18 protein-coding genes and 7 pseudogenes are annotated in these 21380 nt (G+C 67.8%); 15 read left to right on the forward strand and 10 right to left on the reverse strand.

All coding sequences use genetic code 11. From position 1 onward, the window contains the following. Nucleotides 1–314: 314 nt before the first annotated feature. Nucleotides 315–626, forward strand: a complete 312-nt coding sequence (locus tag OG698_RS45655) for a hypothetical protein (RefSeq protein ID WP_406110183.1) — start codon at nt 315–317, stop codon at nt 624–626. A 268-nt stretch (nt 627–894) separates the two neighbouring features. Here the strand turns inward: OG698_RS45655 and OG698_RS45660 are convergent, their stop codons facing one another. Together OG698_RS45660 and OG698_RS45665 are read right to left on the reverse strand one after the other, a co-directional pair. Further along, nucleotides 895–1797 carry an NmrA family NAD(P)-binding protein gene (locus OG698_RS45660; protein ID WP_406110185.1) on the reverse strand — a complete coding sequence of 301 codons (903 nt, stop codon included), beginning with the start codon at nt 1795–1797 and terminating at the stop codon, nt 895–897. A gap of 185 nt (nt 1798–1982) precedes the next feature. After that, the gene (locus tag OG698_RS45665; RefSeq protein ID WP_406110187.1) at nt 1983–3611 is read right to left on the reverse strand and encodes an MFS transporter; all 1629 of its coding nucleotides are present in this window, start codon (nt 3609–3611) and stop codon (nt 1983–1985) included. Between the two features lie 188 nt (nt 3612–3799). Between OG698_RS45665 and OG698_RS45670 the strand changes: the two genes are divergently transcribed. The 5 genes and pseudogenes from OG698_RS45670 to OG698_RS45690 all read left to right on the forward strand — a co-directional run bounded on the left by OG698_RS45670 (nt 3800) and on the right by OG698_RS45690 (nt 6811). Further along, nucleotides 3800–4396, forward strand: a complete 597-nt coding sequence (locus OG698_RS45670) for a TetR/AcrR family transcriptional regulator (protein ID WP_406110189.1) — start codon at nt 3800–3802, stop codon at nt 4394–4396. 90 nt (nt 4397–4486) lie between these two features. Further along, a pseudogene (locus OG698_RS45675) lies at nt 4487–4791 on the forward strand (glyoxalase/bleomycin resistance/dioxygenase family protein); the annotation flags it as partial. Next, a pseudogene (locus tag OG698_RS45680) lies at nt 4792–5106 on the forward strand (transcriptional regulator); the annotation flags it as partial. Nucleotides 5107–5352: 246 nt separating this feature from the next. After that, the gene (locus OG698_RS45685) at nt 5353–6525 is read left to right on the forward strand and encodes an RNA-guided endonuclease InsQ/TnpB family protein (protein ID WP_406110191.1); all 1173 of its coding nucleotides are present in this window, start codon (nt 5353–5355) and stop codon (nt 6523–6525) included. A 103-nt stretch (nt 6526–6628) separates the two neighbouring features. Then, on the forward strand, nt 6629–6811 hold the full coding sequence (locus tag OG698_RS45690) for a hypothetical protein (RefSeq protein WP_406111788.1): 183 nt from the start codon (nt 6629–6631) through the stop codon (nt 6809–6811). A gap of 156 nt (nt 6812–6967) precedes the next feature. On the opposite strand, the pseudogene OG698_RS45695 reads toward OG698_RS45690, so the two are convergent. Both OG698_RS45695 and OG698_RS45700 read right to left on the reverse strand, forming a co-directional pair. Then, nucleotides 6968–7204, reverse strand: a pseudogene (locus tag OG698_RS45695) (IS5/IS1182 family transposase); the annotation flags it as partial. A 79-nt stretch (nt 7205–7283) separates the two neighbouring features. After that, complete coding sequence (locus OG698_RS45700; protein WP_406110193.1) at nt 7284–7961, reverse strand: alpha/beta fold hydrolase; 678 nt, start codon at nt 7959–7961, stop codon at nt 7284–7286. Between the two features lie 142 nt (nt 7962–8103). On the opposite strand from OG698_RS45700, the pseudogene OG698_RS45705 reads away from it, so the two are divergent. Beyond that, nucleotides 8104–8394: pseudogene (locus OG698_RS45705) on the forward strand (transposase); the annotation flags it as partial. A 12-nt stretch (nt 8395–8406) separates the two neighbouring features. After that, nucleotides 8407–8757, forward strand: a pseudogene (locus tag OG698_RS45710) (transposase); the annotation flags it as partial. A gap of 10 nt (nt 8758–8767) precedes the next feature. Here the strand turns inward: OG698_RS45710 and OG698_RS45715 are convergent. Next, on the reverse strand, nt 8768–9280 hold the full coding sequence (locus OG698_RS45715; RefSeq protein ID WP_406110195.1) for a DinB family protein: 513 nt from the start codon (nt 9278–9280) through the stop codon (nt 8768–8770). A gap of 319 nt (nt 9281–9599) precedes the next feature. Here OG698_RS45715 and OG698_RS45720 point away from each other — a divergent pair, with 319 nt between their 5' ends. From OG698_RS45720 to OG698_RS45730, 3 genes and pseudogenes are all read left to right on the forward strand, one after another. Beyond that, the gene (locus OG698_RS45720) at nt 9600–10205 is read left to right on the forward strand and encodes a hypothetical protein (RefSeq protein ID WP_406110197.1); all 606 of its coding nucleotides are present in this window, start codon (nt 9600–9602) and stop codon (nt 10203–10205) included. A gap of 53 nt (nt 10206–10258) precedes the next feature. Then, nucleotides 10259–11439, forward strand: a protein-coding gene (locus OG698_RS45725) for an IS3 family transposase (protein ID WP_406110199.1) whose coding sequence is annotated in 2 segments (ribosomal slippage) — nt 10259–10526 and nt 10526–11439 — 1182 coding nt in all. Because the reading frame shifts where the segments join, the coding sequence is not laid out codon by codon here. 33 nt (nt 11440–11472) lie between these two features. Then, nucleotides 11473–12095: pseudogene (locus OG698_RS45730) on the forward strand (RNA-guided endonuclease InsQ/TnpB family protein); the annotation flags it as partial. Between the two features lie 170 nt (nt 12096–12265). Here the strand turns inward: OG698_RS45730 and OG698_RS45735 are convergent. Next, nucleotides 12266–12541: a hypothetical protein gene (locus OG698_RS45735; protein ID WP_406110201.1), complete on the reverse strand. Its 276-nt coding sequence runs from the start codon at nt 12539–12541 to the stop codon at nt 12266–12268. Nucleotides 12542–12899: 358 nt separating this feature from the next. On the opposite strand from OG698_RS45735, the gene OG698_RS45740 reads away from it, so the two are divergent. Beyond that, entirely contained in the window at nt 12900–13418 is a 519-nt protein-coding gene (locus OG698_RS45740; RefSeq protein ID WP_406110203.1) for a hypothetical protein, read from the forward strand. Nucleotides 13419–13825: 407 nt separating this feature from the next. On the opposite strand, the gene OG698_RS45745 is transcribed toward OG698_RS45740, so the two are convergent. The 3 genes from OG698_RS45745 to OG698_RS45755 all read right to left on the reverse strand — a co-directional run bounded on the left by OG698_RS45745 (nt 13826) and on the right by OG698_RS45755 (nt 17327). Then, on the reverse strand, nt 13826–14719 hold the full coding sequence (locus OG698_RS45745; protein ID WP_406110205.1) for a hypothetical protein: 894 nt from the start codon (nt 14717–14719) through the stop codon (nt 13826–13828). A gap of 564 nt (nt 14720–15283) precedes the next feature. Further along, nucleotides 15284–16324 (reverse strand): hypothetical protein, encoded by a 1041-nt coding sequence (locus OG698_RS45750; protein WP_406110207.1) that lies wholly within the window; start codon nt 16322–16324, stop codon nt 15284–15286. 682 nt (nt 16325–17006) lie between these two features. After that, the gene (locus tag OG698_RS45755) at nt 17007–17327 is read right to left on the reverse strand and encodes a site-specific integrase (RefSeq protein WP_406111651.1); all 321 of its coding nucleotides are present in this window, start codon (nt 17325–17327) and stop codon (nt 17007–17009) included. 125 nt (nt 17328–17452) lie between these two features. Between OG698_RS45755 and OG698_RS45760 the strand changes: the two are divergent. Both OG698_RS45760 and OG698_RS45765 read left to right on the forward strand, forming a co-directional pair. Further along, nucleotides 17453–17758: pseudogene (locus tag OG698_RS45760) on the forward strand (HNH endonuclease family protein); the annotation flags it as partial. 231 nt (nt 17759–17989) lie between these two features. Next, nucleotides 17990–18595 carry a dihydrofolate reductase family protein gene (locus tag OG698_RS45765; protein WP_406110209.1) on the forward strand — a complete coding sequence of 202 codons (606 nt, stop codon included), beginning with the start codon at nt 17990–17992 and terminating at the stop codon, nt 18593–18595. 187 nt (nt 18596–18782) lie between these two features. Here the strand turns inward: OG698_RS45765 and OG698_RS45770 are convergent, their stop codons facing one another. After that, complete coding sequence (locus OG698_RS45770) at nt 18783–19904, reverse strand: PP2C family protein-serine/threonine phosphatase (protein ID WP_406110211.1); 1122 nt, start codon at nt 19902–19904, stop codon at nt 18783–18785. A gap of 294 nt (nt 19905–20198) precedes the next feature. Between OG698_RS45770 and OG698_RS45775 the strand changes: the two genes are divergently transcribed. Beyond that, nucleotides 20199–21227 (forward strand): helix-turn-helix domain-containing protein, encoded by a 1029-nt coding sequence (locus OG698_RS45775; RefSeq protein ID WP_406110213.1) that lies wholly within the window; start codon nt 20199–20201, stop codon nt 21225–21227. Nucleotides 21228–21380 lie beyond the last annotated feature (153 nt).

Genomic DNA, 21380 nt, shown 5'->3' on the forward strand with positions numbered 1-21380 from the left:
TGGGGCGCGGGAATCCGGCCTCGACTCGCTCGGCGAGGCGACCGCCCTCTGAAGTGGACTACAGCCGCAGCCCTGCGTACGCGACTGCCAGCCCGTCGTGGGGAGCGTGGAGGGCTCCTATCCCGTCTGCCGTCGCCCCAGGCAAAGCCGTCCAGTCGCGGTCGATGGCGTCAAGGTTGTTCGTACAGTGGCGCGCTCCAACTGGACGTCATGAACCACGCCCGTTCCGCGGAGTGTGGGTCGACGGAGGACGGGATGGGAGCTGGGGCGAGTGGTGGGTTGGGGTGAGTTGTAAGCCCGACCAGGCTGGCAGGATGCGACTATTCCCTGAGTACACGATCAGCACTGAGAGCGGCAGCGACTGGCCCGACGTACCCGCTGGCAACCTCTCCAGTTACCTCCTGCCGAGGTCTCTGGAACGCGAGATCGTGGACGACAGCGATGCGTTGGTCTTTCGCGTTGATAAGGCCACTGTCAGTGTCTCTTGGGAGCTTGCCGGTACCTGGTACGTCGACGTCGAGGGTTGCGAGGTATCCGAGTTGGCGGATCTGATCGCTGCGGAGATCGCCCAGCAACTTGGTGATGCGACTGGAGAGCAGGCTGTTCGCTGCAGGGTCACCGACTGACGGGCTGCCACGTCCTCTTGTCAAGGCTGCGCTCGGCCGCTGACACCAGTGCCTGACACCAACGGCGTCGGACGAGCCTGAATCGGCGCGAACTTCAGCAATTGTCCCAACGTGGTGCGACGACCGGATACCAGCGTCAAGGGTCCGTGGCGATCGACCTGATAGGGATGAGGCCATGGGGCCAAATCCTGTCAGCCGCACTGAGGCCACGGCACAGGGCCGGCCCCGTGGCAGCAGTCGCCCCGGGGCCGGCCCTGGCCGGGACAGCTCAGCCCAGGTAGAAGTCCCTGCGGGCGGCCACGAACGCCTCGATCGACTGGGCGGGGACGCCCGTCACGCGCTCGACGTCGTCGGCCGTGCGGTCGTAGTGGTTGTGCCGGTGCAGATGGGCCATGGTGGCGACGTGCTGTTGAAGATGCGATGGCATCCCCAGCTTCGGGAGCTGGGCCTCCCACCGCTCCAGTGGCACGTCTACGTAGGACACCGGACGGCCCAGCGCCGAAGAGAATTCCGCGGCCAGCTCCGTCATGTCGACCGAGCGGGGCCCGGTCAGCTCGTAGATCTGCCCGATGTGCGAAGCCGGATCGCGCAGCACGGTGGCGATGACCCGGGCGACGTCGTCCACGGCGACCGGAGAGGTGCGTCCGGTGCCGAACGGCAGCGCGATCGTGCCGCTCTCCTGAATCGAGCGCGCCGCCATCGTGGTGAACAGGGGTGTGTCCAAGAACGCCGTCGGCCGGATGTGCACCACGGGCAGGCCGGACCAGTTCAGTACCTGCTCCGCCAGCCAGTGCAGCCGCTGCTGGTGCGACTCGTCGGTGCTGGTGGTGGTCATCTGCGACACCGTCATCTGCGACAGGTCGACCAGGGCCTCCAGCTTCCCGTACTCCCTCGCAACGGAGGCCACCACGGTCGCCGCCAGCAGGTGGTCCGGAGACACGCGCATCGCGAAGTACATCCGCGTCACGCCCTGCAGCGCGGCCGCCACCGTCTCGGGCCGGGTCAGGTCGCCGATGACGACCTCCGCGCCGAGCGCCCGTAGCTCAGCCGAACGCTCGTCCTCGCGGCGGACCATGAAACGCACCGGCACATCCTGAGCACGCAGTTGCTCGAAGACCGAACGGCCCACGCCGCCAGCACCGGGGATGAGAACAAGGTTGTCGGCAATCATCAGTCGATCTCTTTCGGAGTAATGGAACAACTGGGTTGAGGTGTGATCAGAGCGTCAGTGGAGCTGTCGGCGAGCAGCCGCAGCGCGGTCTCGATGACGGGGGTGTCCGCGGCGGCACTGCGGGAACGTCCCCGCCGGGCGGTCGCCTCGGCGTCTCGCGGGACGGTTCGCGATCACCGTTGGGCTCAGACGGTCTGGCGCTGGGACGTATCACCGCCAGCGGCCATTGCGGTGTCCTTGCCCGGCAGGAAGAGCAGCACGACGACCGCGCCGACCAGTGCGACGGCTGCCGACCCCATGGCGGTGATGTGCATGGCGTGGATGAAGGCGCTGTGCGCGGGCTGCACCAGTGCCCTGCCGGCCGGTCCCAGCTTCTCGGCGACGGACAGGGTCGCTTGGACTGATTCTCCTGCGGCGTGCCGGTCGGAGGCGGGCAGTATGCCCAGGTGGCCGTCGATGCCGTTGCGGTAGGTGGTGGACAGCAGGGACCCCAGCACGGCGACCCCCATGGCCCCGCCGACCTGCCGGAAGGTGTTGTTGACCGCGGATCCGGAGCCGGCCTTCTCCCGCGGCAGCGACGACATGATCATGACGGTGGCGGGCGGCATCACATGGGCCATCCCCGTGCCCATCAGGAAGAACAGCAATTCCAGCACCCAGATGGGGGTGTTCTGGCCGAGGAGCAGGAAGCCGGCGAAGGCCACGGCGGTCAGGACGAGGCCGGCGGCGCATACGGCTCGGGCGCCGAAGCGGTTGACGACCAGCCTGGCCCGCGGGGCGAAGAACATCTGGGAGGCGGCCAGCGGCAGCACGAGCAGACCGGACTGCAGGACGCTGTAGCCTCGCACGCTCTGGTTGTAGAAGACGCTGAAGAACGTGACGCCCATGAGGGCGAAGAAGACCAGGCCGATGGCGGCGACGGAGGCGGAGAACCGCCGGTTGCGGAAGTAGGTGACGTCGAGGGCCGGATGGCCGCTGCGGGCCTCGTACACCACGAAGCCGGCGAGGACCGCCAGGCCGCCCAGGATCGTCGCCCAGGCTTCGGGCCGGGTGAAGTCGCCCAGCTGGCCGCCCTTGATGACGCCGTAGACCAGCAGTGCCAGACCGACGATCGACAGCAGCACGCCGAACGGGTCGAGCCTGCCGGGCCTGGGGTCCTTGGAGTCGGGGACGATCGCCACCATCGCGGCCATCGCGGCGACCACGATCGGCACATTGACCAGAAAGACCGAGCCCCACCAGAAGTGCTCCAGCAGAACGCCGCCGGCGATGGGGCCGGCGGCGATGGCGAAACCGACCACACCGGTCCAGATGCCGATGGCCTTGGGCTGCTCCTCGCGCTCGAAGACGTTCATGATGATCGCGAGAGTGGCGGGCAGGATGAAGGCGCCACCGAAGCCCATCACGGCGCGGAAGGCGACGAGCTGCCCGGAGGAGTCCGACAGCGCGGACAGCACGGATCCCGCGCCGAACACGGCCATGCCGAAGAGCAGCACCTTCTTGCGGCCGAGCCGGTCACCCAGCAGACCCGCGGTGAAGAGCAGTCCGGCGAAGACCAGCGTGTAGGAGTTGACCGCCCACTCCAGCTGGGCCTGGGTGGAGCCGAGTCCGGTGGGAACGGGCTGGGCGATGGTCTTCATCGCCACGTTGAGGATCGAGTTGTCCAGCATCACCACCAGGAGGCTGCACGAGAGCACGGTCAGGATGGCCCAGCGCCGGCGGTGGACCGCCTCGGAAACGCTTCGCCGCTGGGCAAGCGGCGCGGATGGCGTGGACGCCGCGGGCGTCGAGGACTCGGTGGGTGGTGATGGCACAGGGGTCTCCAGTGCTGTCGGTGGTTCTGCGATGGCCGGGCCGGAGGCCGTCGGCCTCAGACGGTGGGAGGTAGCGCAGGGCCCTGCTTGCTGCCGGGCGATCCCGCCGACCTCAAATAGATGTCGTTATGAATCTAAACGGAGGCTAGGATAGATGGCAAGCAACATCTATTCGAGGAAGTGATTCCATGGGCCGCGTGTCCCAGGCGCAAGCACAGGAGAACCGGCAGCGCGTCGTAGCCACCGCCTCCCGGATGTTCCGCGAGAAAGGCACCGCGGTCAGCGTCGCCGACCTGGTGAAGGCCGTCGGGCTCACTCATGGCGGGTTCTACAAGCAGTTCGCCTCAAAGGAGGACCTGGTCGACGAGGCCATCGCCCACGCCTTCGCCCACAGGGCGCCACACTCGGCGGTGGCGCTCGAGGAGCACGCTGCGGAGCGCGAGGCCGCCCGCCGGACGCTGATCGAGGACTACCTCTCGGTCTGGCACCGCGATCATGCTGGAGACGGCTGCCCCGTCTCCGGATTCGCCGCTGACCTGGGGCGCGAGCCTGACCAGGCCGCCCGCGCACGCGACATCTATATCAACGGGGTACGGAACCGCGCCGCTCGGCTGGCCACCGGCGACGGCGACGGCATGGCCCAGCTCTGCACCATGGTCGGTGCCCTCGTCCTCGCCCGCGCCACCCGGGGCAACCCGCTCTCAGAAGAACTGCTGCAGGCCGCGCGCACGGCTCTCACCAAGAGCGACACCGGGCAGTCCGAACCGCAGCAGCGCACGGACTGACCGGGGGACAGCCGACGGCGTCGCCGGCCGCCCGGGCCCCGGCTGGACGACCGACCGGGGCCCGCAGGCCGGCACCAGGCCGCGCCCAGGCAGAAGACCGGCCTTGACCACCTCGGCGTGGAGTCGAGTCCACGGAGCAGGTGAATGCAGCCACCGACCGGTTGAAGAGTGCCGGACTGGCCGACTTCGGGGAGAACGACACCTCCTGCTGCTACGCCCTCCAGGACAAGTTCTCGGTGCACCGACCCGGCCAGGAGCCCTGGGAGGTCTACCTCGTGAAGGCCGACGCCGACACCCTCGGCAAGAGCGCGGACCCTGACGTCGCGGGCGACGTCTGCTGCACCAGCCAGCCCACCCGGGCGACAGCGGCGGCAACGGGCTGTAGCTGCGGCTGACGGGGGCGCGAGGCCGTCGCCCGCCAGCTCGACCAGCTCGCCGGGTTCATCGCCACACCCGTCACCCAGCGCCGCGGCATGCTGGCCCGCCTGCACTACCTCACCCGCACCGACCCTGCCCGTGCCGCTGCGCGCGAGGCCGGCCTCAAGGTCACCGACTGCACCCTGAAGCGCTGGGCTGAGGGCAAGGACTCACCGTCGAGGAAGAGCCTCGCGCAGCTGGAGGTCGCCTGCCTGCAGGTGCGCCGCCACAACGTCGCCCGGCATCTGCTGCAGCGCCTGAACAGGGATGGCCGCGGTACCCGGGTGGAGTTCAGCGGGTTCTTGTGAGGAACCCCGGGCGTTCACGCCCGGGAGGAATCGTATCCACGGGGTGCGACGCGGAGCGTCGCCGTGATGTGCCGCAGGCCATCACGGGCCGCGGAGCGGCTGGGAGGCGTTCCGGCGGAGCCGGGCTAGGGCGGTGTGCGCGGGGGAGGGTCGGGGCGGGTTTCGCTCGTTGGGGTGGGGCGGGGGCGAACGTGTGGTGGGTCTTCGTCCAGGTGTATAGGTTCGCTGATCGTGAAGCTGGTGGTGCGGGTGAAGCTGCTGCCGACGCCCGTACAGGCGGCGGCACTTGAGGCGACCCTGCACGCCTGCAACGAGGCCGCCACCTGGGCCGCCGAGGTTGCGTTCGAGGAGAATGCGCGTCGCCCGCTGGAGCTCCGCAAGCACACCTATGCCGAGATCCGGGTCAGGTGGGGGCTTGGCGCGCAGGCCGCCCAGCACGCGATCAAGAAGACGTGTGACGCCTACACCGCCCTGAAGGCGAACCTGCGTAACGGCCGCTACGGGCGGCCCGGTTCCAGGCGGCACGCCCGGGCTTCGGGCAAGCCGGTGGTCTTCCGGCCCCAGGCGGCGCAGCCTTACGACGACCGGATGCTGTCCTGGCAGCACGAGCAGCAAACGGTGTCGATCTGGTCCACGGCAGGCCGGCTGAAGAACGTGGCGTTCACCGGGCAGGCCGAGCAGCTGGCTGTGTTGGCCGGCCACCGCAGGGGTGAGTCCGATCTGGTGTGCCAGGGCGGGAAATGGTTCTTGATCGCGACCTGCGAGATCCCCGAAGCCGCCCCGAACACCCACCTGGTCGGGTTCCTCGGGGTGGACCTGGGGATCGTGAACATCGCCGCGACGTCCGACGGCGAGCGCCACTGCGGGCGTCGGATCAACCGCAAGCGGGAACAGGATCGCAAGCTGCGGTCCAAGCTGCAGAAGAAGAACACCAAGTCCGCCAGGCGGCGGGCGAAGAGGTATGCGGGCAAGGAAGCCCGGCGCGCCAAGGACATCAATCACAAGATTTCGAAGCGGATCGTGGCGGAGGCTGAACGCACCGGTCGCGGGATCGCCCTGGAGACACTCACGGGCATCCGCGAGCGGGCACGGCTGAGAAAGCCCCAACGCACCACGCTCCACTCCTGGCCCTTCGCCCAACTCGGCTCGTTCATCGCCTACAAGGCGAAGCGGGAAGGGGTGCCGGTCGTCTACGTCGATCCGGCCTACACCAGCCAGGAATGCTCCCAGTGTCATCACACCGCACGCGGAAACCGGCCCTCCCAGGGCGTCTTCGCGTGCCGGGTCTGCGGCTTCGTTGAGCACGCAGACCACAACGCGTCCCACAACATCGCCCACCGCGGGTGGTACGTGTGGGTCTACGGGGCCCAATCAACGGCCCCTGAACTCACCCTCATCGCGTGAGTCCTGGACGCAGCCGAACCCATCACAGCCAGTGATGACTCGAGCAGCAAGCCCGGTCGTTCACGACCGGGTAGTTGACTTCCATCCGCTCAACCAGTCCCAGGTGAGCCGTCCGCACCACCGTGCCATTTCCTTCCGCACGCTCAATGTGCGGCACTGGGACCGGATGGTCGACACATGGGCGGCCGACGGCGACGCCCAGCGGTCCGGGCGGTGGGCCTTCGGGCGGCGGACCTGGGTCTCGGTCCCGTCGATCCGGAAGATCACGTCCTCCGCATCGGCGTAGGCGAACACGTGGGCCAATGTTCGCAGTCGCAGTCGCAGTCCGGGCTGGTCGGGGACTGCGAAGCCGCGGGCGGCGAGCAGCGGGCGGATCTCGCCGATGGCCGTCGGTGACGGTGGAACGACCGACCCCGTACAGCTCGGCGAGCGCGGCGTGCGGGAGCTGAGTGCGCAGGTGGACCAGCGCGACCAGCACCCGGTCGGTGAACACCAGCTTGTGCTTGAGACCCGCCCCGGCGGCACGGGGACGCTTCCCGCCCCGCCGCTGATGCAATGCCGATTCCCGCCGGGACTGCCACGGCCCGGCCAACTCCTCGATCAAACGGCCGAGATGTGCACGCGAGACGCCTGTGAAGGCAGGATGGGACAAGGCCGCACGGGTCCACTTCTTGGTCACACTCGAGGAACCCGTGCGGCCTTCCGCGCGTTACGGCCTGTGACCGCGCTCATGGTTGGCGGGCAGGACGGAAGTTCTCCTAGAGGAACGCCGAAACCGTCTCAGTGAACGCCTCCGGCGCTGCGTGGTGGATCAGGTGTCCGACCGGGATGGTGGCCACTCGCCCGCCGGGGATGCGGTGAGCCAGCTCGGCAACGCCGTCCTGGGGGACATGGCTGTGTGGGCCTCCGGCGAGCACGAGGGTCTTGGCGGTGATCTGGCTGAGTCGCTCCAGCCACCTGGGGTCAGGCACATCGATCTGCCGCCTGACGGCCAGCACCATCTCCCAGTCGAAGGTCATGGCGCCGTCCGGCCTGGTCGGGGTGGCCCGCTCCCGGGGACGCGGGATTGGAACGTCCTCCAGGATGAGCCGACTCACCCGCTGCGGATGGCCCTCCGCGAGCAGGTAGGCCACGATCCCGCCCATGGAGTGCCCGATCAGATCCACTGGGCCAAGTCCCAGTGCGTCCAGGAACCGGAGCACATCGGCCTGCATGAGTTCGAGCGAGTAGTCCCCCGGCCAGTCGCTTCGGCCGTGACCGCGAAGATCCACGGCATACACCCGTCGACCCCTGGCGAGGGCGGGCACAACCGCGTCCCAGTCGGTGGCATCCTCGCCCAGAGCGTGCAACAGGACGAGCGGCGAAGCATCCGGCGGACCCGATATCTGATAGGCCAGCCGGACCCCGCCAACGTCGACCGAGCGTTGATCAACCATCTCCGGAGGATATACGGACGGGTCCTGCCGGAGGATCGGCGTTCACCAGCGGCCGAACCACCATCCCCAGTGTGCACCTTACTGGCTCTGACATAAGTTATTGATCACGCGACTGTTGGCTCGTCGGGTCGTTGGTCTGTTCATGGGGAAACGTCAGTCGCGGCCATGGATCGTGTCGGACGAACTGTGGTCGCTCATCGAGCCGTTACTACCCAAGCCGGGCCCGAAACTGGTCGAGGGCCGACCGCGGGTACCGGACCGGCAAGCGTTCTGCGGGATCCTGTTCGTCCTGCACACCGGCGTCCAAGGGGAGTACCTGCCCCAGGAGTTGGGCTTCGGATCAGGCATGACCTGCTGGCGGCGCCTGGCCGCCTGGAACGAGGCCGGCGTGTGGGACCGGCTCCACGCGGTGCTGCTGAAGGAACTGCGGTCGAAGAGGAAGCGCACTCAATTCCTGGAGTTCTGCCGCTACCTGCGCACGCTCTACCCAACGGAGGTGCGGATCGCCATCGTCTGTGACAATTTCTCCCCGCACCTGACCGCGAAGAAGTGCCAGCGGGTCGGCACCTGGGCGGCGGCGAACAACGTCGAAGTCGCCTACACCCCGACGAACTCCTCCTGGTCGAACCGGATCGAGGCCCAGTTCACGGCCCTGCGCTACTTCACGCTCGACGGCACGGACCACGCTGACCACAAGGAACAGGGCAGCATGATCCGCCGCTACGTCATCTGGCGAAACCGCCACGCCGACGACCGGCGCCCGCGCGCCGTCGTCGAGCGGGCCAACACTGCCTGATCCGGAAGCGCTATACGCCGGTGGTGCCGTCGACGCGTTCCCGGAGCAGGTCGGCGTGGCCGTTGTGGCGGGCGTACTCCTCGATCATGTGGACGTAGATCCAGCGGAGGCTGACGTCCTGCTCCATGAAGCGGCCGGTGTCGGTCAGAGCGCGGTCGGCGCAGTGCTCGCGGGCGCGGGCGATCTCCGCGTGCCAGGTGGCCAGGGCGTCGCGCAGGGTGGCGCCCTCGGCCAGCTCGAAGCCGCCGTCGGGGCCATCAGGGTCGGCCTTCGAGCCGTAGATGGGCGGGGCCTGTTCTCCGGCGAACACTCGGCGGAACCAGTTCCGCTCCACCTCCGCCATGTGCTGGACGAGGCCGGTCAGTGTGAAGGCGGACGGCGGCACGGATGCGACGGCGGCCTTCTCGTCGTCCAGGCCCTCGCACTTCATGGCGAGGGTGGTGCGATGAAAGTCGAGCCAGCTTTCGAGCGTGGTGCGCTCGTCGGCGTTCAGGGGCGGCATAGGGCGTTCGATGATGGCCATCGGTCGATTATCGCCAGCGGCCGAATCCGTCGACAGGCAGGACCTCACAACGGGGCGGACGTTGCCTGATGCGGCACTAGCTGGCACTTGAGCACTTCAGCGGGTTCTTGCGAGGAGCCCCGGGCGTTCACGCCCGGGTGGAATCGCATCCACGGGGTGCGACGCGGAGCGTCGCCGTGACGTGCCGCAGGCCATGACGGCCGCGGAGAGGCCGGGAGGCGTTCCAGCGGAACGGGGCTACGGCGGTGTGCGCGGGGGAGGGGCGGGGCGGGGGCGAACGTGTGGTGGGTCTTCGTCCAGGTGTATAGGTTCGCTGATCGTGAAGCTGGTGGTGCGGGTGAAGCTGCTGCCGACGCCCGTACAGGCGGCGGCACTTGAGGCGACCCTGCACGCTTGCAACGAGGCCGCCACGTGGGCCGCCCAGGTCGCGTTCGAGGAAAACGCGCGACGTCCGCTGGAGCTCCGCAAGCACACCTATGCCGAGATCCGGGCCAGGTGGGGACTGGGCGCGCAGGCCGCCCAACATGCCATCAAGAAGACGTGTGACGCCTACACCACCCTGAAGGCAAACCTCCGGGCGGGACGGTACGGACGGCCCGGCACGAGGCGGCACACTCGCGCCTCGGGTAAGTCGGTGGTCTTCCGGTCCGAGGCGGCGCAGCCGTACGACGATCGGATGCTGTCCTGGCAGCACGAGCAGCAAACGGTGTCGATCTGGAGCACGGCAGGCCGGCTGAAGAACGTGGCGTTCACCGGGCAGGCCGAGCAGCTGGAAGTCCTGGCCGCGCACCGGCGGGGTGAGTCCGATCTGGTGTGCCAGGGCGGGAAATGGTTCTTGATCGCGACCTGCGAGATCCCCGAAGGCGCCCCGAACACCCACCCGGCCGGATTCCTCGGCGTCGACCTGGGGGGCGTTTCCCCTTGAGCGTGGACACCCTGATCATTGGATCGTGATGATCCATAGGACAGGAGTTCCCGTTGGGGACGTCGAAGTACTCGCCTGAGTTCCGGGCCGATGCTGTCGTGCTGTATCACTCGAGCCCGGGTGGGACGTATGCGTCGGTGGCCAAGGACCTGGGCGTCAACCACGAGACGCTCCGCACGTGGGTGCGGGATGCCGAGCAGGGTGCCCGGCCCGGGGCGGTGGAGGTCACCGCGATGGAGACGGAGAACCGGCAGCTGCGGGCACGGGTGAAGGTACTCGAGCTCGAGCGGGAGATCCTGCGGAGGGCCGCGAAGTATTTTGCGGCGGAGACCAGTTGGTGAGCAGCCGCTTCCAGTTCGTCGAGGATCACCGTGGCGCCTTCGGCGTCAAGCGGCTGTGCCGGATACTCGCGGTCTCGCGTTCCGGCTTCTACCGGTGGCTGGCTGGCGCATCCGTGCGGGCCGGCCGGGCGAGAGCGGATGCCGAGCTCGCCGAGCACATCAACCGGATCCATCAGGAATCGGACGGCACCTATGGGGTTCCGCGCGTCACGGCCGAGCTGAAGGAGGCCGGGCGGCCGGTCAATCACAAGCGGGTCGAGCGCGTCATGCGCAAGTTCCACATCGTCGGGCTGCACCTGCGCAAGAAGGTCCGCACCACCATTCCCGAGCCGTCAGCGACACCGGTGCCGGACCTGCTCCAGCGGGACTTTGCTGCCCAGGAGCCGAATACCAAGTACGTGGGAGACATCACCTATCTCCCGATCGGCAACGGCCAATTCCTTTATCTGGCAACGGTGTTGGACCTGTGCTCGAAACGCCTGACGGGCTGGTCGATCGCCGACCACATGCGGACCTCGCTGGTCACCGACGCGCTCAGGGCCGCAGCGAGGGCCCGTGGCGGGGACGGTCTGCGCGGGGCGATATTTCACAGCGACAACGGGGCGCAATATGTGTCGAAGGAGTCCGCCCAGGTCTGCTCGGAGCTGGGCGTGACCAGATCGCGCGGCGCGGTCGGCACAAGTGCGGACAACGCCGCCGCGGAGAGTCTGAACGCGACCATGAAGCGCGAGACGCTCCAGGGCCGCAAGCGGTGGAACGGGGCCAGCGAGGCCCGCCTCGCAGTCTTCCGCTGGGCGACCCGCTACAACACCCGCCGACGGCACTCCCGCCTCGGCCAGATCAGCCCGATCACCTACGAACAGCGATCAACTACGCTGGCCACCGCCGCATGACAACCGGTGTCCACGATCACGGGGAAGGCCCCGGGGATCGTGAACATCGCCACTACCTCCGACGGCGAGTGCCACTGCGGCAGGCGGATCAACCGCAAGCGGGAACAGGACCGCAACATGCGGTCCAAGCTGCAGAAGAAGAACACCAAGTCCGCCAAGCGGCGGGCGAAGAAGCACGCGGCAAGGAAGCCCGGCGCGCCAAGGACATCAACCACAAGATCAGCAAGCGGATCGTGGCGGAGGCAGGGGGGCACCTCCCTGCTCGAGCGCAGCCGAGAGCTTGGGGGAGCACCGGTCGCGGGATCGCCCTGGAGACACTCACGGGCATTCGCGCGCGGGCACGGCTGAGAAAGCCCCAACGCGCCACGCTCCACTCCTGGCCGTTCGCGCAACTCGGCTCGTTCATCGCCTACAAGGCGAAGCGGGCAGGGGTGCCGGTGGTGCACGTTGATCCGGCGTACACCAGCCAGGAATGCTCGAAGTGTCATCACACCGCACGCGTCAACCGGCCCTCCCAGGCCGTCTTCTCGTGCAGGGTCTGCGGATTCGTTGATCACGCAGACCACAACGCGTCCCACAACATCCGCCAACGCGGCTGGATGGCGTGGGTCTGCGGGGCCCGGTCAACGGCCCCTGAACTCACCCTCATCGCGTGAGAACTGGACGCAGCCGAACCCATCACAGCCAGTGATGACTCGAGCAGCAAGCCCGGTCGTTCACGACCGGGTAGTTGACTTGGCACCGCAAGCGCTCGACTTGTCAGTGCACGGGTTCCGTGGAGGCCGTTGAGCTGGCGCTTACCCTTTCGAGGGACGCAGCGTGGTGGTCAGAGTGCGCGGCGTCGTGCAGCGAAGAAGATGAGGACCGCTGGCGCTGGGGCGATCAGCCGGCAGATGGTCGCCACGGGCCACGGGGTGTGGAGAGCTTGGGGAAGCCAGCCCACGAGGAAGATCCAGCCCATCACGAGTGGCAGGCGCACGCGGTAGATGCGGTGGGTGCGGATGGTTTCGGCAGGCCCGTCGGGACTCGCGCAGTGTCCGAGCGCGGCCATGAGAAGAAGCGCGGCGCCCATGCTGCTGATCGCCCACGGTACCCAGCTCACGTGTTTCCCCCTGCCTGATCGGCCGGTCATAAGCTACGACGGGTTGGCAGGACGCACGCGAGAAGCTGCCCACGCGGGACTCCAATTGCACTGTTGAGCACGCTACTTGGCGTGCGGTGCCAACTGGAGTGCTCAGTCATGGGAGCTGTTGTGCCTGAGCGTTTTACTTGGCCCCTGAGTGCTCTGTTGGCCCTACTGGGCGGCTTACGTGGCCCGCAGTGTCCCGTCCCAGATATCTGTAGGCAGCGCGGCGGCCCTGACCAGCGGTGCCTACAGATGGGCGGGTCGGGCGGCGTACATCGAGGGGAACTCTGCCGGCGATGCATCGATGTCGTACCCCGGCTTCTATGCTCCTGCGATGACGTCTCACGAAGGCACGCACCCCACCGTTCTCGTTCGGGTGGGTAGCCGGCACGCTCAGATCGATGAACAGCTCGCTCCCGCGATCCAGATAATCTGGGAGTGCGGGTTCGACACCTTCACGTGCTGTCAGGACCTGACCGAGAGCAACGCGGACTGGCCGGAGAAGCTGCCGCACATGGCCAAGTGGGTGGAGTCCCGCCGAGGCTGGATGCTCATCGACTTCCCGGTCGACAGCGGCCTTGGTCTCCTTGAGGCCGTGGCGAACGCCGGCCCGCGAGATGCCTTCTACGTGCGGATGACGCATTGGGCTGCTCCGGACGCCTGGGACGTGAACATCAAGCCGACGGACGCGGCGATGTTCCAGGAGGACAGACCGTCCCACTTCGGCCTGCGCCTGCTCCAGGTGAGCTTTCCCGCCTACGACCTGCCGGAACTGACCCGGCGCCTCCGCGAGCATGCTGCCGGCCGCACGGTGCCGCTTGCCCCGGCCGACTGGAGCACCGTTGGCCGTTAGTTCAGGGTGGCGGCGGCCCGGAACCGGTTGAGCGCCTGTCTGGCCATGCGGGCCAACTAGGGCGCTCAGTCACAGTTCTAGTTGGCCGCTGAGCGTTGCAGTTGGCCAGTTGTCCTGTCTCAGCCAAGTGTGGGGAGTCTCGGAGTTTTCTCGGCAACTGGGGCCACGTCTCGCGGAAGTCTGGGCAAAGGATGCGGTGTCTCAGTCTTCTCTGGGCATCCTGGCCTGGGAGATCACTGCCCTTTCTGATGGAGACCGTTGCCCGGAGTCAGTGGCGGTACGGTCCGCTCCGGGGCGTGTGCGGCGGGGAAGCCATGGGTTGGCGACGAGTGCGGCGGGCTGCAAGGACGCAGACCTTTGGTGATCTGTTGATGCGTCCGAGTCGGGTGGTGATCAGCCGTGGATCGTCAGCGGCGCATCCAGATCTTGCCACTGGTGTCCTCGTCGTAGCCTTCGCAGCAGACGCCCACGGCAACGACCTGGGACGTGCCGGGGATGACAGCAAGGCCGGTGATTGAGTGGTCGGAGGCGACATGCTCGCTCGACCACTTCCGGCCGTCGTAGTGGAAGACCAGATCGTCTCCGCTCGCGGAGAATGCGGAGACAAAGACCCCGCCGTGCCCGTCGGCGGCGGCACTGACGAACTTCCCGGCGACGCCGGAGCCGACCACACTCACCCACCTGTGCCCGTCCCAGCGCACCGCGACAGGCCCGACGGCGCCCCCCATTCGACCCGTGCGGCCGACCGCCCAGAGCTGCGTCGGCGACTGTGCAGCGAGACCGCGCAGCTCTCCGGTTGGCCCCGCGACCGCGGGCGGCAGCGGCACCGTGCGCCACCTGTGCCCGTCCCAGTGCAGAGTTACCGGTCGGCCCCGGCCCTCGCCCACGGCCCAGACATCCCGAGGCGACAGGGCATGCATGGCATGCACGCACACCACCGACGGCAGGTCGACGGCCGACCAGCCCGCAGCCGTATGGTGCCGGAGGAACGAACGACAGGTGCCGTCACCTCCCCGCCGCCGAGCCGCCACCCACACGTCGCCGGGCCCCGCGACGGTTGCCGCATCCACCAAGGAGTTGGGCTCACGCCAGGCGGGTGTCCACCGGCTGCTGTTCCACCGCGCCGCTCGGGACTCCTGGCCGCCGGTCAGCCCCCCGGCACCGAAGACCCACACGTCACCCGGCCCCGAGGCTGCGACGACGCGCAGGCTATTCAGGCCGAGCTGCCCGGGTACCTCGACACCCGTCCACGTCCCGCCGCGCCACCGCATGACGACCGGCTCGTCGTTGTCGTCTCCCACCGCCCATGCGTCTAGCGCACCGGTAGCCACCACGCCGTACAGGTTCCCGGGGTTGCCGGTGTGGCCCACCGGCCGCCACGGCCCGGAGCCGGCCATCCCGCTCTGACGCGCCGTCGGACGCGTGGCCGTGTCCGTCGCACAACCACCGACCGTCATCGCCAGGACTGCGCTGAGCACAGCAATCACAAAGCGGCGCACTGGCCGCACCCCCCTCGTCGCCCCCACCTGAAGCGGGATCGTACGAGAGTTGACAGCTTTCGTCAGCCAGAGCGCCCCCACTCTTTTGCGCACTGCCTCCAGCGCGTTCGTGTGGTGATGGGGAGCGACGCACGCTGCGGTGCCCACAGAGAAGGTGCGTGGCACCGCGTCTCAGGCAACTCTGGGCACTGCAGGTCAGAGACTCGCCCTGCCCACACTTATCTGAGACAGGACAACTGGCCTGTCCCTCTGACGTCCGGGCATTCTTGGAGATCTCCGGGCCAGTGAGCTGACGTCTCAGTCATGTCCGGGCTTTTGGGGTCGTCGAGGCCCTGCCGGCTGGGGCATCGGCATCGTACGGGGGGGCTACTCGAGCAGGTCGGAGAACCTAACCCGCACGGCGACGACGGCGCCTGATGGATCAAGGTCAGCAAACACCGGGAAGTAGCCGTCTCCCCAGCTCGTCATCGCGCAGAGAAGGCGAGCATCACCGATATCTACCGTGCCGGCCTCTACTTCGGAGGCGCGGACCTGGCGCATCACCTGCCAATGGTGGGAATGGGGCCGAAAGTCCACCATCATGCGGCGTCCGCTTTCTTCCTTCCATCTCAGCAGAGCGCGGGCCTTCTCCATCGCCTCCGGCATAGCCAGCCCGCTCCAGCCACGGACACCGTCCTCACCGGGTTCGCCCAGTTCAGGTGCTGCGAACGTCACGGCGGCTTCGTCCGCGGCAGCACCCCAGAACGCGACGTCGGCCAGGCCGTCCACAGGCTCGTCGTGCTGCCAGGAGTTCAGGGCATCGGTATCGCCGAAGAGCACTCGGGCCCAGTCGACTCCGATGTCACCGAGCGGCATCGACGATTCCACTGGAGCATCGCTCACCCGAACCGATATCTCCAACCACCGCGGTCCGACGCCGTTGCCAAGGTCGGCCCGCGAAGCCATCACCGGCAGATGCCGGTCGCGGGGCACCCCGCCCACCGCGACGACCGGCACCCCGAACATCAGGAAGCTGCCACCGCCGTCAGCGGCGGTGCGGCGTACGCGTTGGGCATGTGATTCGCGGCTCGGCAACGCTTCCAAGCGAGCGTCCAGGCCAACGGCCAGGTAGTGTTCTTCGAACAGCGTGCCAAGCTCCGCTGCCCGGGAGGCCGGGATGTCATGGAGCAACGCGCCTGGCTGTCGGTCGAAGCTGCGGACCGCGGCCGAGGCATCCGACCCGACCGCGGCGAAGTCGATCGAGTTGAGGACATCTTCGGCCATTGCTGGGTTGTCAACGCCGAGGAGAGCAGGATCAATCTCCGCCGGCGACCGCTCTCCGCTCCACAACCCCAGATGACCGCCATCAATGACGACCAGGGTCCCCGACGGACAGCTGATCTCGCCGAGCTTGAAGATCTCTTCCATGGCGCGGGAGTCTATGGCCGCCCCTCCTGCCCTGAGCAGGCGGACCGGGTCAGTCCCGCGAGGCGACTGCCCAGACTTATGCGAGACGCCTCGGCTCCCAGCGTCTCAATCAAGTCCGGGCACTGCAGGTCAAGACCTCAACATGCCCGGACTTCCCTGAGACAGGACAAGCGTTCTAGGCGGCCCGCAGGGTAGCGGCGCTGCCGGCCACTCGCCGGGACCTCGCGCGGCCCCTCCCAATGAGCGCTGCCTGCACGAAGATTGTTTGCGAGGCATGAAGATCTCGACCTGAGCGGTCGTCCCCGTCCCGGTCTTCCAGTCCCGGTGCTGCAGCCCGAGTGCCTCGCCCAGGCGCAGGCCGGTCTCTTCCAGCAGGGTCCACAGCAGGCGGTAGCGCAGCTATCCCGACCACGTCGCGTCGGTGGCATTCCACGCCGCCTCCGCCTGGCGAAGTGCCGCCATCTGTCCGGGGAGCAGGACCGGGACCGGTTTCACCCGCACTCGGATCCGCACGGCACTCGACCGCCGCCCGTGCCTGCGCGCCACGTGCTCGAGGAACGGCAGGTAGCTGCCTGGTCGGGACGGCACCGTCTCGTACAAGCGGCTCGCCACCTCCACACCTCGCGCGGCGTGGTATTAGTAGAAAGCCATCACCGAACGGACTCGGCTGGCCACGGTCGAATCAGGCGCCCGTTCCTGGGCCCGGAGCTGAATGATGTCCTCCGCCACGCTCCTGCGACGCAACTGTCCGACAAACACCCCAAGATCGTCGCTCCGACCGAATCCCACGCCTCTCGCGGCGCTCGAGGAACGACCACCACAGCGCAAGGCCCCTGGCGTAGCTCCTGACCGTGTTTGGTGACGACTCCGTGGATCGCAGGTACTCCAGGTACTGCTTGACCGGGCCAACTACGGAGCAGTCCCCGGCCGACACCGTCCATGCCGGCCCCTCCACAGTCGCCATCCGCTGAGTCGTCGCCAAAGCGTTCTCCCGCCACGTCATCTCTGTCAGCGGGACAAACCACTGCACTGGATAACGCACCGCCCACAGCGAGGAACCGGACCATCCACCGGCTGTCGCAGACGTCAGCGGTGGCTTCGTCAGGGTGCGGATAACACCGCGTACCGCTCGCCGAAGCGTGGCACTCCGGCGCCAGGAAGTGGACCGCGAAGGAGCGCGAGGAATACGCCAACGATCTCGGCGACGACCGCTCTCTGATCGTGGTCTCCGCCAAGACGAACCGGTCGAAGGCAGACCAGGACCCGTCCACGTGGATGCCGCCGTTCGAAGGCGACCGGTGCGACTACATAGCGGACTGGATTGCCGTGAAGGTCCGCTGGCAGCTCGCCATCGACCCGTCCGGAGAAGCGGCTCTCGGCGAGAAAGCGACCCGCTGCCCCAACGCACCGGTCAAGGTCACGCTCGCCCGCTGATCCGTTCCAGAGTCGCGCCGTCGGATTGCTCTGCCCGTCCAGAAGACGGCGTGACCTCCATTCGGCTAGGGCCTGTCGTGTGGATCATCCCGGCGGCGCGGGGTCTGGCAAGAGGTACCGCACCTCACAGCCGGGCTGATCCAAACGACGGCCCTGGTGCTGCGCCGCGGAAGTGCCGCCGATGAGTTTCCGGCGGTTGTGCCGTCTACCCGTCGACGAAGGGAGCGCACCATGCGCAAGATCATCGTTTGCACGTTCCTGACGCTGGACGGCGTCATGCAGGCGCCGGGTGGTCCGGACGAGGACGCTGAGAGCGGCTTCGAGCACGGCGGCTGGCAGAAACCGGTGGCCGACGACGAGGTCGGCACGGCCATCGCCGGTTGGTACGAGCACTCCGACGCGATGCTGCTCGGGCGCAAGACGTACGAGATCTTCGCGTCGTACTGGCCGACCGCCGATCCCGACAACCTGTTCACCAGTCGGATGAACAGCATGCACAAGTACGTGGCGTCTCGGACCCTGACGTCCGTCGAGTGGCAGAACTCCACGCTGCTGGAGGGCGACATCGTCGATGCCGTACGCAAGCTGAAGGCGTCCGACGGCGGCGACATCAACGTCGTCGGCAGCGGCGACCTCGCCCAGACCCTCATGCAGCACGGCCTCGTCGACGAGTACCGGCTGACCATCCATCCGGTGATCACCGGCGCCGGCAAGCGGCTGTTCGCCGACGGCGCGATCCCCACTGCGCTGGAGCCGGTCAGCGTTTCGACGACGAAGGGCGGCACCATCGTCGGCGTCTACCGGCCGAACGGCAAGCCCAGCTACGACAGCTACTAAAGCCGTGCCCCGACGCATGGGAGTCCTCGACGTCTCGTCACCGGCCGACGAGCCCGTCCCAACGCAGTTCGGGTCCCGCCGACTCCGATGTCGTACAGGAGGGTCCCTGGACCGCCACGGTCCCAGACCCTGGGCTCTGTGGGTGGCGTGCATGACGCGCGATTGCGTGATGTGTGGCGCGACCTACTCAACGGAAAGGCGACCGCCGGACGGACAGGATCGCGACGTCGTCGTGCTGACCTCGCTCTCCGGCGAACGCGCTCGCGTCGTCAAAGAGGGCGTGTGGCAGGTCGGTGGGGGAGAGGGACACCCGCTCGGTGAGGCGTTCGGTGACGGGGTAGAACGTGCCGTCGACGCCGCGGGTCTCGGTGAGCCCGTCGGTGGTCAGCAGCAGCGTTGCCCCGGCTGGGAAGGTGAACCAGTCGACGGTCACTGGTTCGGTGGCGAGTTCTGCGAGACCGAGGGGAACGCCGGAGTCGAGGGCGGGCGTGCTGATGGTGGCGTTGTGCAGCAAGTGGGGCGCGATGTGTCCGCAGTTGATGACTTGTACCTCATCGTGCGCGTCGACGTTGAGGATGAGCGCGGTGACGAACCGTTCGTCGTCGCCGGTCTGCGCGGCGTAGGAGTTGTGCCGTACAACAGAGGCATCGAGTGCGTCGACGAGCGCGGTCAGGGTCGCCTCCCGGTGGGCCGCTTCCCGGAATGCGCCGATGACCGCGAACGCGGCACCGACCGCGGGCAGGCCCTTGCCCTGGACATCGCCGATCAGAACCCGGGTTCCCCAGGGAGACTCGACGACGTCGTAGATGTCGCCGCCGACGAGCCGGTCCTCCTGTACGGGCTCGTACGCGCCGTCGACCAGGACGTCGTCGGTGAGCAGAGGCAGTGGGCGCAGGATGTGTCGCTGCATTGCCGTAGCGGTGGAGCGCAGCCGCAGCATCTCGTCCTCGCGGCGGATACGACGGTGGCAGGCATAGACGGAACCCGCGCCCAGGGCGAGGGTGAGCAGCATCATGAGGCTCCTGTCGAGCCACGACCGCCCGTCACCGTGCCGGAGCAGCACGATGACGACGACCACAAGTGCGATCCACGCAGCCACGAACTTCGTCTGGCGCACGCTGCACAGCGCGGACGCAGCCGCCGGCAGGAATACAAGGAGCCCGAGAAGCCACACGGGGGACTCGGACAGGGCACCGAGGAGCAGCATCAGGAAGGTCACCGACGCGACGCCGATCACCACCTCGACGTTGCGCGGTGGTTCGATACTCTCGACGGGTCGCGCGAAACGCTTCGGGTGCTTTTGCGGCACGGAACCTCCCGGGCAGGTGGTGTACTCCCCGTACGTTAGGCAGGCCCGGACGTGGGTGAGCCGCGCCCCGCCGGTCGATGCCCCGGTGCGGTGACCGGCGTGACCCGGGATCCGAGATCCGGGTGAGCGGGCCATGCGAGGCACACCCCTTTGGGGCGGCTCAGATGCGTCCACAACAAGCACCGGACAATGGCGACTTCCTGACAGTGGGATAATGTCCGGCCGCGAAGAATCTGCTCGGTCCACCCGAGCTACGCCAAGGCCAGACACGGCGGCCGCCCGAGGGGGAGCTTGATGCTGCAGGCATTGGGATTGGGCCCGGACGAAGAGGCCGTCTACACCGCGCTTCTGGCCCGTCCGACTGCCTCCGCGCAGGAACTCGTCCGGCAGACCGGACTTGAGAAGGCCGAGACCACCCGCATCCTGCTCGACCTGACGACACGTGGTCTGGTCGCGGTCACCACCGAGGCCGGGAGCGGGGTGTCCGACCCGGCCGACTGTGTGTCCGGCAGCCGGCCCGCCCGCTACCGGCTCACACCACCCTCGGTGGCCCTGGCTCCGATTCTCGTCGAGCAGCGCAACGCACTGCACCGGGCCGAGACGGCGTTCTCGATGCTGACCGAGCAGTACCGCAGTACCGCCGCGCACCCCGCGGGTAGCGTCGTGGAGGTGGTCGTAGGCGTGGAGCAGGTGGCGCACCGGTTCCACCAACTGCAGCGCGGCGCCCAGCGGGAGTTGCTCGTCTTCCTCGTCGGCGCTCCCACCGCGGTGCCGCGCGACGACGCCGACGTGTCGGAGAGTTCCGCCCTGGACCGCGGAGTCGACTTCCGTGTTGTTGCTGCCAAGGACTATCTCGACGGTCCCGACATGGCGCGGGACGTGAAGGCCGGGATCGCTGCGGGCCTCGAGGTTCGCCTCGCCGACTCGTTGCCGCTGAAGATGGTCGTGTCGGATCGGGAGCGTGCCATGGTGCCACTCGACATGACGGACGCCGGCGGTGAGCCGAGCGCCATCGTGGTGCACCGCAGCGGTCTGCTGACGGCCCTGGTCCATCTCTTCGAGAGGGAATGGGCCGAGGCCCGGCCTCTGTACGCCACCACCACGGGTGTGCGGGCGCAGACGACAACCGATCAGCAACCGACCGAGGGGGAACTGGAGGTCCTCGCCCTACTGCTGGCAGGGATCTCCGACCGGCGTGCGGCCTCCCAACTCGGCCTTTCCATACGCACCGTGGAGCGACGGACACGCCGTCTCATGGATCTTGCAGGAGCGGACTCGCGCCTGCAACTGGGGTGGCACGCGGCACGTGCGGGCTGGCTCTGACGCCCTGACCGATCCTGAGAGCCCTCTTCCTCGACGACCTCGACGACCTCGATCCGGCCGAGGTTGCAGCGTGCGGCCCGAGTCTCCACCGAGCTGAGGAACTCGTAGATGTGACCGCATGACGGAAAACCGACATGCGGGAAACCCGTCACG

Source organism: Streptomyces sp. NBC_01003 (assembly GCF_045162695.1).
Taxonomy (GTDB): Bacteria; Actinomycetota; Actinomycetes; order Streptomycetales; family Streptomycetaceae; genus Streptomyces.